General features: G+C 29.5%; 9 protein-coding genes. 6 read left to right on the top strand and 3 right to left on the bottom strand.

Annotated features, from left to right (window positions below):
- Window positions 1–98 precede the first annotated feature (98 nt).
- From ABWP20_RS00350 to ABWP20_RS00340, 3 genes are all read left to right on the top strand, one after another.
- Window positions 99–446, top strand: a complete 348-nt coding sequence (locus ABWP20_RS00350) for a PadR family transcriptional regulator (protein WP_353092599.1) — start codon at window positions 99–101, stop codon at window positions 444–446.
- Window positions 433–1,794: an FtsW/RodA/SpoVE family cell cycle protein gene (locus ABWP20_RS00345; RefSeq protein ID WP_353092597.1), complete on the top strand. Its 1,362-nt coding sequence runs from the start codon at window positions 433–435 to the stop codon at window positions 1,792–1,794. The genes ABWP20_RS00350 and ABWP20_RS00345 overlap by 14 nt, the downstream gene beginning before the upstream one ends.
- Before the next feature lie 405 nt (window positions 1,795–2,199).
- A complete protein-coding gene (locus ABWP20_RS00340; protein WP_353092595.1) occupies window positions 2,200–2,784 on the top strand; it encodes a YdcF family protein in 585 nt (194 codons plus the stop codon).
- A gap of 157 nt (window positions 2,785–2,941) precedes the next feature.
- Here ABWP20_RS00340 and rbr read toward each other — a convergent pair whose 3' ends face one another.
- From rbr to ABWP20_RS00325, 3 genes are all read right to left on the bottom strand, one after another.
- Window positions 2,942–3,535 (bottom strand): rubrerythrin, encoded by a 594-nt coding sequence (gene rbr, locus ABWP20_RS00335; protein WP_353092593.1) that lies wholly within the window; start codon window positions 3,533–3,535, stop codon window positions 2,942–2,944.
- Window positions 3,536–3,760: 225 nt separating this feature from the next.
- Window positions 3,761–3,904 (bottom strand): hypothetical protein, encoded by a 144-nt coding sequence (locus ABWP20_RS00330; RefSeq protein WP_353092932.1) that lies wholly within the window; start codon window positions 3,902–3,904, stop codon window positions 3,761–3,763.
- Window positions 3,905–4,203: 299 nt separating this feature from the next.
- The gene (locus tag ABWP20_RS00325; protein WP_353092591.1) at window positions 4,204–4,596 is read right to left on the bottom strand and encodes a DUF434 domain-containing protein; all 393 of its coding nucleotides are present in this window, start codon (window positions 4,594–4,596) and stop codon (window positions 4,204–4,206) included.
- Between the two features lie 383 nt (window positions 4,597–4,979).
- On the opposite strand from ABWP20_RS00325, the gene ABWP20_RS00320 reads away from it, so the two are divergent.
- From ABWP20_RS00320 to polC, 3 genes are all read left to right on the top strand, one after another.
- Window positions 4,980–6,011, top strand: coding sequence for a M42 family metallopeptidase (locus ABWP20_RS00320; protein WP_353092589.1), 1,032 nt, complete (start codon window positions 4,980–4,982; stop codon window positions 6,009–6,011).
- Between the two features lie 655 nt (window positions 6,012–6,666).
- Window positions 6,667–7,851 carry a DUF2812 domain-containing protein gene (locus tag ABWP20_RS00315; RefSeq protein ID WP_353092587.1) on the top strand — a complete coding sequence of 395 codons (1,185 nt, stop codon included), beginning with the start codon at window positions 6,667–6,669 and terminating at the stop codon, window positions 7,849–7,851.
- A 407-nt stretch (window positions 7,852–8,258) separates the two neighbouring features.
- A complete protein-coding gene (gene polC, locus ABWP20_RS00310) occupies window positions 8,259–12,596 on the top strand; it encodes a DNA polymerase III subunit alpha (protein WP_353092585.1) in 4,338 nt (1,445 codons plus the stop codon).
- Window positions 12,597–12,667 lie beyond the last annotated feature (71 nt).

Here is a 12,667-nt window from a genome sequence, read left to right as displayed (position 1 = left end):
TGATGGTATTTTTATATTTTTTATACCTTTATTGACATATATAGACTATCTATATATACTATATGTAGATAATCTATATATGGAAGGGAAGTGAAAAGATGACTATTAATAAAAATTTGATTACGGGAAGTACAACAATGCTGATACTAAAGCTCCTTGAAGATAAGGATATGTACGGTTATTTAATGATTGAAGAATTAGCTAAAAAATCCGATAATACTTTTTCCTTAAAGGCAGGGACACTTTATCCTTTACTTCACAATTTGGAGTTAGAGGGAATGGTAAATTCATATGATGAAAAAGCAGATAGCGGAAGAATAAGAAAATATTATAGTATCACCAAAAAGGGTAAAAAGATGCTTAAAGAAAAGAAAGAAGAATGGAATACCTATGCTTCTGCTATTAATCAAGTTTTACAAGGGGGTGCTAGTTTTGGAACAATCTAATAAAATTAAGGAATATTTAAAAACAGTTTGCGAGCAAATAAGATGGAAAAAGGCTCATGAGATTATTTCAGAAGAAATAGAAGACCATATTGTAGATCAGAAGGAAACATTTTTAGCAGAAGGATTAAGTGATGAAGAGGCAACCAATAGAGCCATATTGGAAATGGGGGATCCTGTTATTGTAGGCACAGAACTAGATAGTGTTTACAGGCCAAAACCAGAGTGGGGAATAGTTATATTGACAGGTATAATGTTAATTTTAGGTGTTTTAATTAGAGCTTTCGTTACACATGATGTAGAGATGCCATGGAGATTAAATAATATTATAATACATGCAGTGATAGGAATGGCTTTTATGGTTGCTGCCTATTTTATAGATTTTAGTATTATAGGAAAATATCCTAAGATAATATATTTTGGTTTAATTATATTAACTATGGGAACTGTGATTTTAGGTCCTATGATTTGTGGGCAAAATTTCTATTTAAAATTCATAATGCTTCTATATCCAACAGCTTTTGCAGGGATATTATATACCATGAGAAATGAGAGATATATAGGGATAATTTTAAGTGGAGTATACTGTATTATCCCGGGAATTATTTGTTTAAGTGGTGCTGGTCTATCTAGTTTAGCATTATACTTGATAACCTGTTTTATACTACTTATATTTGCAATAATGAAATGCTGGTTTAAGGTAAAAAGAATTAATGCTTTATTACTTGTTTGCATACCGATGATTATTGTATTAATAGTTACAGTTTTATCTATGAATGGACATCAATTATGGAGAATAAAAACGGCATTTAATCCGTCTCTTGATCCTTTAGGATTAGGATATCAAGGATATTCAATGAGAACAATAATTAAAAATGCTAATTTCATAGGACATAATATACAAGGCGTTGATACTAATGATATATTGCCATACCCGTATATGGATACAGAATATTTACTGACTCATTTAATAGACAAGATGGGCTGGATATCATTTATAGTAATAATGTCTATTATTTTAACCTTTATTATACGTTCCCTTAGATTTAGTTTAAATCAAAAAGGTGTATTAGGTGGACTGGTGTCTATGTCTGTTATAATTAATTTTACAATGCAGGTTTTATTATATGTTTTATATAATTTAGGATTTCAACTAATTGTACCATTAACACTGCCGTTGATTTCCTATGGTGGAATATCTACAGTAATAAATATGTTTCTCATAGGCATTATGCTGTCAGTATATAAATCTGGTGCCTTATATAAAAAGGATGATAATTTAGATACTAGTAAATCCAAAATTTTTCAGTTTGTAGATGGAAAAATAATTATTAATTTAGAGAGAAGATAAATTAAACAAATTTTCCTTATAAACTATTAAAATATAATTATAATTTTTCACTAGTAAATAAATTTACCACATTATGTGATAATATAATATCAATTAGGGTATAAATTCAAAAGATAAGATACCTATGAATATAAGATGAATATAAAAATGATTATCTAAAAAATTGGGATTAGCATATCCATGATTCATTAGTATATATACCATTTTTATTGGCTAAAGAGTATAGAGAAAAAGAAATGACAGTGGCAAAAGATATGATGAAATACATTAATGTAAATGAAAAAGATATATTAGATAAGGAAGATAATTAATTAAAAATAGTTAAATATCTGCAGACATCTTAAACAAAGATAAGAAATTATTCTGATATTCTGTTAATTTTATAAAAGTAAAAGGAGAGATAGGGTGAAGATTTTAAAACATAAAATAGTAAAAGGAATATTATTTATATCATTTCTAATATTTATTTTAATTGAGAGTTTAATTATTATAGAGGGTAGAAGAACAGTAGATGATGATATAGACTATGTCATAGTTTTAGGAGCAAGACTATATGGAGATACACCTTCTCCCTCTCTAGTAGAAAGACTTAAAGTAGCTAAAGAATATTTAATGGAGAATAGAGATATAAAGGTAGTAGTATCAGGTGGACAAGGTCTAGATGAAGATGTTGCTGAGGCATATGCTATGGAGAAGTATTTAATAGATAATGGCATTGAAAAGGAAAGAATAATAGTTGAAAATAAGTCTACAACAACTTTTGAAAACTTAAAATTTAGTTTAGAAAAAATAAAAGAAGGGGACAAAAATGGGAATATAAAAGTTTTAATAGCATCTAATAGGTACCATATTTTTAGATCGAAGCTATTGGCTAGGAGATTAGGGGTAACCCCATATGGATTACCTGCTAAAACCCCTTTAATAATTGCTTTACATTCCTATACAAGAGAATTTTTTGCAGTAATTAAATCTTTTTTCATTGATAGGTAATATAAATATCTATTATTTTATTTAATTCGTTTAGCATATCATCAATATTATTTTAAAAAGGTAATAAGAATGAAATTAATTTATGTATTTTTAAATAAATAATGCCATGGCATATTACCTAAAAGACAATATCACCATGGCATTTTTAATTATTATATTAATATGTTTCTACGAAAAGTTCAAAATGTGCTTGTGGATGGATACAAGCAGGACAGACTTCTGGTGCATTTGGACCTTCGTGTACATATCCGCAATTTCCACATTTCCATAATACTTTTTCTTCTTTTTTAAAAACTTTATCATTTGCTATATTTTCAGCAAGTTTATTAAATCTAATTTCATGTGCTTTTTCAGCCTTAGCTATAGCTCTAAATGCAGCTGCTATTTCTTCAAAACCTTCTTTTTCAGCAACATCTGCAAATGCTGGGTATAAATCTGCCCATTCTTCATTTTCTCCACTTGCTGCACTTTTTAGATTATCTAATGTATTGCCTTGGGCAACTGGAAAAGAAGACTCTATACTTATATTAGCTGGAAGCTCGTCTTTTAATCCTGCAAGTAAAAATTTATAGAATCTTTTTGCATGTTCTTTTTCATTATCAGCTGTTTCAATAAATATATTTCTAATTTGTTTAAATCCTTCTTTATCAGCTGCAGAAGCGTAATATGTATAACGATTTCTAGCTTGTGATTCTCCTGCAAATGCCTTCATTAAATTTTCTGCTGTTTTTGTTCCTTTTAAATTGTTCATTTTTTACCTCCTAATATTAGTGATTTTTATTTTTGATGCAGTTAGGACATAAGTCTTTAAAATAAATGTTCCTTCCATTAAGCTTAAAATTAGTAAGCTGATTGTCAATAATATTATCTAAATCAATAGGAAAATCAAAGATTTCGTTATAAGATTCACATTTAAAATGACTATGGTTTTCATATAATATCATACTTGGATTCAATACCATCTATAAATATTAATCTAATTACTGAATTTTAATAAATAACTTAAAGCATTATAAATTATGGTCTTTGAAAGGGCAGGTATTTCATTATGAAGATCATTATAAATCATTTTAACTGCGATATGATATCTATTTATTAATAAATATTCCAAAATTTTGATTCTCTCATTACTAATCTATAATTATTGCAAGTACAATGATAATAGCAATTCCACAATTTGTCAACATATTATTGTTAAGATAAAATATTAATTCAATTCTTAAAATGATATAGACCTTCTTCTTTTGCATGAAATTTAATCTACTATAGATTTAATAATAGTAAATAAGTATTATGGTTATTATTTATATACAATGAACCTAATTAATTGGCTAGTAAAGAATATCTATATGCTATATAAAAAAATTTAATGCACATATAGACATGCTATTGTTAATGATAACTTCTTAGAGTAGAAAATCAAAGCATATTATTAAAGCTTACAACCCAAGCATTAGTTATATTTTCTTCAATAATTTTCCTAGATAAATTAAACCAACTTTTACATTCATCAAGTATTATAGAATCTGAGGTTACTACTCTTTCCATTTTAGAAAGTATGCTATCGGGATTTGGTACTAGTTCTACCTTTAATGGTATTTTCCATTTATCTTCAAGACTAGTAATTTTAGTTTTTAATATCCTGGAATTAGAAACTGGCGAATCAAGGAAAAAAATCACCTCAGGAACTTCAAGCTGATGATGCCCTCCAACAAATTCTGATATTGAAGATAATTTATAATTTCTATCTAGCAGCCATTCAATTTCTTTTGCGCAATACTGAGTTTTATTAAAGATTGTTTTGAAAACCATTTATAATCATTAGGATCAAATCCTCTTTTTACTATTTTTACAGACAATTTCATTCCTCCTAAAGTTTAAGATTAAATATTTTACTTCTTTACATATTATTTACCTATTGGCAAGATATTAGTGGAAAAAGAAGATATTAAAGTAAATCATTTTATATTATAGAATAATTTATAGGAAGATAATTTGCTGGTTCTAGTGATAATTCCATAAAAAATTAAACCATTGGAAGGTATTGGTAAAAGGGTTGAAACTACTAAGAAAGATATATTAAGTTAAGGATATTGCTAATTTGAAAAAATTAGGTAAATATTCTATACTTAAATATAGGTAACTTTTTAACATAAATTATTAGCATTAGTTTTATGATTAAAGGGGGAATTAAATTGAGTATTGGTGTACAAAGGATCTTAGGTAGTATGAAAAAATATTTAGATATACCAAGTCCAACTGGAAATACAAAACAGGCTATATTAGAAATCCAAAAGGATTTCGAGGAATTGGGACTAAATACACAAATAACTAACACAGGGGCTTTAATCGCAACTTTAAAGGGGCAGAATGACGATGAACATGTGTTGATATCGGCACATATTGATACCTTAGGAGGAATGGTCAAGGAAATAACTAATGATGTTAAGTTAAGGTATACTAGGGTTGGTGGTGGCAGCTGGTCGGCGGTGGAAGGAGAAAATTGTTACGTAATAACAAGAAAAGGTAAAAAGATTCGAGGATCTATAATTCCAAGGATGGCTTCTACTCATATATATGGACAAGAAAAGGCAAGCGTAGTTAGAGATCAAACTAATATGTTTGTTAGAATAGATGAAATAGTGAAATCAAAGAAAGATGTATTGGACTTGGGCATTAGGGTAGGGGATTATATCGCCATGGATACCAGAACTGAAATAACAGAATCTGGATTTGTAAAATCGAGGTATTTAGATAATAAGTTAGCAGTAGCTATAGTATTAGAAATATGCAGATACTTCAAAAAAAATTCTCTAACACCAAAGCATACTACATATTTTTACATTAGTAATTATGAAGAAGCAGGTCATGGAGTTTCTTTTATTCCAGAAAAGACAAAGGAAATGATAGCGATAGATGTGGGAATAGTAGGTGAAGGGCAAGAATCTAATGAGTTCAGTGTAAGTATCGCAGCGAAAGACAAAAAGAGTCCATATGATTATGAATTCAGAAACAGACTTGTAGACATAGCAGAGGAGAATAATATAGATTATGTTGTTGACTTGTATAATTTTTATAGTTCCGATGCCAGTCAATGTATGTTACAGGGGAAAGATGTAATTTTTGCTGCCTTAGGACCAGCTGTAGATGCATCACACCATTATGAAAGAACTCATATTAGGTCTATAATAAATACAACAAATTTATTAATCAAATATTTAATTTAGAAAACCCAATGTATATGAAAATACTTCATTAATAGTTTTATTTTTAGACAATGGAGTATTAATATTGTTTATTCTAACAATAGGATGAAGGGACTGCATTGATTATTACATTTCTTGCTAAATAATAAATTAAATAAGTGCAACTATTATCTTTGCTTTAAGCAGGGGCAAGTTTTGTTGTGCAGATTTGGGGAGAAATCTCATTGGGTATTTTGCATTAACTTCATTATTAATGATAATTAGAAGATTATTTTGCATTTTAAGTTGAGAGTAAAAAACTCTCAACTTTGTTGTTTATGAATAGAACTAGTACAATACTTTAAATCCATAACTTTTTTAAAAGGTTCTTTTGTGTTAGTATATAAGTATAGTAGGGATAAGGTCGAATTTACTAAAAAATCAAGGTGGTAGGTGCCTTAAAATTTTGAAAGTGAAAAATCTTTATCTATGAATTTAAAATAATAATTACATAATCCGTATTTTAGTTAAAAACAGCAAAACAAGATAGTGATAAATATAGTCTAATTGAAATAGAAGTATTTAAGTGGGGAAGCTTTATATAAGGACATAATTTATTGTCATAAATCTACTGATTTAGTATTGAATATTTATAATATTTGAAGAAAAAATACATAGAAAGTAGGGGTATGAGCAGATGAGTAAAATGATTCGAAAAATTCTTGTTGGAGATTTATTTTATCTTCAAGAACATGAAGAATATTTCTCTGAAATGTCTAGAAAAGGACTTCACTTACAAAAAATAGGTAGAATTTTTGCCTATTTTAAAGAAGGACAGCCTAAATCATTAAACTATAGAATTGATGTTATTAGTGATGATAAACAAGAAAGAATAATTGAGAAACTTAAAGAAGAAGGTTGGAATTTTGCTGGGAAAAAAGATTCATTTTTAATATTTTCTTCGGAGGAAGGTTCACAACTGAAGGAATTATATGAAACTCCAGAAGCACAAAAATTAGCTTTAAGTACTGCAAGGAAGGAAATTTTTGGTGAAAAAGCTCTTAATATATTTAGTCTAATTTGTACTATAATAATTATAATTCTTACTGTAATGATGAAATTAAGAGATGGTCTTTATTTTGCTTTAGCAAAAGGAAATGAATTTTATGCTTTTATCATTCCACTTTTTTCTATCTATAAATCTAAAGAGAAAAAAATAAGGTTGGGAAAAATTGAGAAAACATTAGATACTGGAGAATTTTTAAAACATCAAGGAGATTATTCTTTGATGAAAACGAAATTTATAATTAGAAAAATTATTTTCTATTTTTTCATAGTAGCTATGATAGGAATTCTTTCCCATAAAATATCTCAAAATAAAAAAACAAATCTTAGTGAAATTGATGATTTAGAAAGTTTACCAATGATTACTATAGCTGATATTGAGCCAATGGACTATCGTCGTGATAGGAGTAGGAGTTTTTATAAAGATGATGGTATAGACTATGGAAATGTTATATATCAAGACTGGAATCTTTTGATACAAAAAGATAATACTTTAGTAGAATCAGTAGTATTAATTGATAAAGATCAGAAGAGGACAGAAATAGAACCTATGTTAAGAGAGGATTATTATTTGACAAGATTTGATTTTATTGCAAGGGGCTTGGAAAAGGATATTTTAGCAAGAGAAAAAGAGAGATATTCTTTATCACTTAATGTAATTGAAAAAGAAAATGAATTTAGCTGTTATGGAGTTGAGAAAGAAAATAAAAAAATTCTATTATATAGAAAAGGAAAGCAAGTTATATTTTTAACCTATTCTAATGGAACGGTTTCTTTAGAAGAGTTGATTAAAGTTGTAGCAGAGAAGTTAGGCTGATATTCATGGGGCAAGGAAGTCATGTTTAATGTTACAATATAACTAGATTATTCGTAGTATCTTTATCATCAAGATTTGTCATCTATTTAGATATTATTTTATTTCCATATCAGAATCTTTTTTAATAATGTTGGGCATGTACTTTATATTATTGGGGAAGAGGATATGTAAATTAAAATTCAAAAAAATGGGAGGTAATATTCTTTGAATAAGAATAGATAACTTAATAGATTGATTCTTAAAAAATTAACTAATAAGGAATAGAAAGATAGGACTATAGTCAAAGATAGATAGTAAATGATATTAAAAGGGGATAATGATTATTAATCATCCCGACTTTAAAATAATAAGTTTATCTTGTATAATATTAATATATTGAAATATTTTATGAGAAGGTTAGGAGTGCAATGAAGAGAATAAATGAAATTTTCAATGATTATGAAATAAAAGGTAATATAAATAATGCAATAGTAGAAGGGGTTGTTTTGAGGAAAGAAGATAAAACCCTAGAAATGAAGATTAGAGCTGATAAATATATTGAAATTAGAGAAATTGAAGGACTTAATAATTTTATAAAGGAAAGATTTTCATTAAATGATTCTAAAATCACTGTAGAGTATTCTGAGAAAGTTAATAAGATTCCTACAGAAGACGAACTAAGAGATATTATATTTCGCATGTCAGATAAATACCCAGTCTTAAAGGCAACCATAAACAAATGTGAATTTGAAGTATTTGAAAATACTATTAATTTTTATTTTAAGATTCCAGCAGCAAATGTCTTAAATTCCATGGACTATAATAAAAGGATCAGAAAAACTGTAAAAAACATTTATGGCAGAGAATATGAAATAAATTTTGTTGATAAAATATGCAATGAAGAGTTAAAAAAGCTGCAAGAGAATATGTATACAAATGAAATTAAGTCAATTCAAGAGGAAGTTAGGACTACACAAGGAAACAATGATTTCAAATTACCAAAGGAAAGTGTAAAAAAACAAGAAATAAAGATAGAAACTAATGGGAAAAAGAATGATCCATCATTAATACTAGGTAGAAGTTCTAAAATTAAAGAAGCTATAACAAAAATTACTGATATTACACCTTATGAGGGGAAGGTAGCCATAGAGGGTGAAATATCCAATATAGAATCAAGGGAATTAAGAAGTGGGAAGATATTAATTTCTTTTGATTTATACGATGGCTCAAGTTCAATTACTTGTAAGTCTTTCATAAAGAATGAAGACATTGAAGTGTTAAATAAGATTAAAAAAGCTAAAGGTGTTAGACTTTCTGGAAATGCAGGCTATAGCAAGTTTTCAGGAGAAGTTGAGATTATTGCCAATACTATAGTAGAAACAGAAGGAATAAAGAGGGTTATAAGAGAAGATAATGCAGAGATGAAGAGAGTAGAGCTTCATATGCATACCCAAATGAGTCAGATGGATGCAATGACCAGTGCTACTGATTTAATTAAAAGAGCTATGAGCTGGGGAATGAAATCTATTGCAATAACAGATCATGGGGTGGTACAGTCCTTTCCTGAAGCTCATAAGCTTTTAGGGAGAGATAATCCAGATATGAAGGTTATATATGGAGTAGAAGCTTACTTAGCACCAGATAAAAAGCCTTCTGTAACAAAACCTCAGGGACAGAGCATAGATACTACATATTGTGTGCTTGATTTGGAAACAACAGGATTTTCAGCAGTAACAGAAAAAATTACTGAAATAGGAATTATGAAACTTAAGGACGGAGAGGTAATAGATAAGTTCAGCACATTTGTAAATCCTGAAAAACCCATTCCGCAAAGGGTTGTGGAGATTACTAATATAACTGACGATATGGTTAAACATGCAGAAACTATAGACAAGGTTTTTCCTAAAATGTTAGATTTTATTAATGGAAGTGTTTTAGTTGCACATAATGCTGATTTTGATATTAACTTTTTAAAGCAGAATGCAAGGGTACTAGGGTATGATTTTGACTTCACATATATAGATACCTTGTCCTTAGCTCATGAAATATTCCCTGATTTTAAAAGCTATAAATTAGGAAGAATAGCTAAAAATCTTGGCATAAAGGTCGAAGTTGCTCACAGAGCCTTAGATGATGTGGATACTACTGTAAAGGTATTTAATATTATGCTTGAGAAGCTAAAGGAAATGGGTGTCGAAACCCTTGAAGACATAGATATATATGCTTCTACTGAGGAGGCTAAGAAGGAGGAGTACAAAAAGCTTAGGACCTATCATGCTATAATTCTTGCAAAGAATTATATCGGATTAAAGAATCTATATAAGCTTGTATCTTATTCTCATTTAGATTATTTTTATAAAAGACCACGTATTTTAAAAAGTCTATATAAAAAATATTCTGAGGGATTAATTCTTGGCACTGCCTGCAGCGAAGGAGAGCTTTATCAGGCAATACTTTTAGGAAAATCCGAGGAGGAAATTGAGTCAATTGCAAAGGAATATGATTATTTAGAAGTTCAGCCTTTAGGAAATAATGATTATTTAGTCAGAAATGAGCAAGTGGAGAATATAGAAGGTTTAAAGGAAATCAATAGAAAGATTGTACGTCTTGGAGAAAAATTAAACAAACCTGTAGTAGCTACAGGAGATGTTCATTTCTTAGATCCTGAGGATGAAATATATAGGCGTATATTGGAAACAGGACAGGGATATAAAGATGCAGACAATCAGGCTCCTTTGTATTTAAGAACTACAGAGGAAATGCTTAAGGAATTTTCATACTTAGGAGAGGAAAAGGCTTATGAGGTTGTAGTTACAAATACTAATAAGATTTCTGATATGTGTGAGCAAATTAGTCCTATTTCACCAGAAAAAGCTACACCACATATAGAGGGTTGCGAGAAGACAATTCGAGATATTACTTATGGGAAGGCTCATGAACTTTATGGAAATCCATTACCTGAAATTGTACAGGAAAGACTTGATAGAGAGTTGGATTCTATTATAAAAAATGGATTCTCAGTAATGTATATTATCGCACAAAAACTGGTATGGAAATCCAATGAGGACGGTTATCTTGTAGGGTCTAGAGGCTCTGTTGGTTCCTCTGTTGTAGCATATATGACTGGTATAACAGAAGTAAATGCTTTACCACCTCATTATAGATGTTCAAAATGCAAGCATTCGGATTTCTCGGATTATGGTTATAAACTTGGCTTTGACCTACCTGATAAGATATGTCCAGTTTGTGGAGAAGATTTAACTAAAGATGGTATAGATATACCTTTTGAGACCTTTTTAGGATTTAATGGTGACAAGGAGCCGGATATAGACTTAAATTTCTCTGGAGAATATCAGGCAAAGGCCCATAGATATACAGAAGTTATATTCGGTAAAGGCACAACCTTTAAGGCAGGAACTATAGGTACAATTGCAGATAAAACAGCATTTGGCTATGTGAAAAAATATTTTGAGGAAAAAAACATAACAGCAAATAAGGCGGAAATTATCCGAATATCAAAAGGTTGTACAGGTATTAAAAGAACCACGGGTCAGCATCCAGGGGGAATAATAGTTGTACCAAAGGGACGAGAAATCTTTGAATTTTGTCCAGTTCAGCATCCTGCTGATGATTCAAATTCTGATATTATAACAACCCATTTTGACTATCACTCTATTGATGAGAACTTATTGAAATTAGATATATTAGGTCACGATGACCCAACAGTTATAAGAATGCTCCAAGACATTACTGGAGTAGATCCACAAAAAATACCTATGGATGATAAAAAGACCATGTCCATATTTTCATCTACAGATGCTTTGGGAGTAATGCCAGAACAGATAAATTCTAAGATAGGAACATTTGGCATTCCTGAATTCGGTACTAGATTTGTAAGGGGAATGCTCTTAGATACATTGCCAAAGACCTTCATGGAATTAATATGTATATCTGGACTTTCCCATGGTACAGATGTATGGCTTGGAAATGCAAAGGATTTAATTGATTCAAAAATAATAGATAGTATAAGTGATGCAGTATGTACTAGAGATGATATTATGGTTTATCTTATTAAAAAGGGTTTACCACCAAATACTGCTTTTAAGATAATGGAAACAGTTCGTAAAGGAAAGGCTTTAAAGGAGCCAAAATGGCCAGAATATGAGACATTAATGAGAGAGTGTGATGTACCAGAATGGTATATTAATTCATGTAAAAAGATAAAGTACATGTTTCCTAAAGCCCATGCTGCAGCCTATGTAATGATGGCTTTTAGAATAGCATGGTTTAAGGTTCATATACCTAAGGCATATTATGCAGTATATTTTTCAATTAGGGCAAAAGCATTTGATGCAGAATTTATGATATTTGGTAAAGAAAAGGTTAAAGAAAAGATGAGGGAAATTGAAGCCTTGGGAAATGATGTTACTCCTAAGGATAAGGATATGTACGATGATTTGGAATTGGTTTTGGAAATGTATGAAAGGGGAATTAGTTTTTTACCTATTGATTTATATAAATCCCATGCAACTAAATTCCTAATTGAAGAGGATTCTTTAAGACCACCTATAAACTGTATATCAGGAATGGGAACTGTTGCTGCAGAAGGTATCTATAATGCAGCTAAGGAAGAGCCTTTTAGCTCTATAGAAGATCTAAGGAAACGTGCTAAGATTGGAAATGCTGCCATAGATTCACTTAAAAAGTTTGACTGTCTAAAAGGTCTTCCAGAGAGTGATCAAATTAGTTTTTTTGATGTAATCTAATAAACGTGTCGTTTATATAGTAATTGAATATTTATATTAAACAAAAAGATTATAAGCTTAATAGACCAGCT

The organism is Tissierella praeacuta (assembly GCF_040396155.1).
GTDB lineage: Bacteria > Bacillota > Clostridia > Tissierellales > Tissierellaceae > Tissierella > Tissierella praeacuta_A.
Note: the sequence above shows the minus strand (reverse complement) of the source record. Positions and strands in the feature narration are given on the sequence as shown.

Coding starts and splice junctions, on each gene's coding strand:
- polC (WP_353092585.1), top strand. CDS start 8,259: ATGAAGAGAATAAATGAAATTTTCAATGATTATGAAATAAAAGGTAAT.
- ABWP20_RS00350 (WP_353092599.1), top strand. CDS start 99: ATGACTATTAATAAAAATTTGATTACGGGAAGTACAACAATGCTGATA.
- ABWP20_RS00325 (WP_353092591.1), bottom strand. CDS start 4,596: ATGGTTTTCAAAACAATCTTTAATAAAACTCAGTATTGCGCAAAAGAA.
- ABWP20_RS00315 (WP_353092587.1), top strand. CDS start 6,667: ATGAGTAAAATGATTCGAAAAATTCTTGTTGGAGATTTATTTTATCTT.
- rbr (WP_353092593.1), bottom strand. CDS start 3,535: ATGAACAATTTAAAAGGAACAAAAACAGCAGAAAATTTAATGAAGGCA.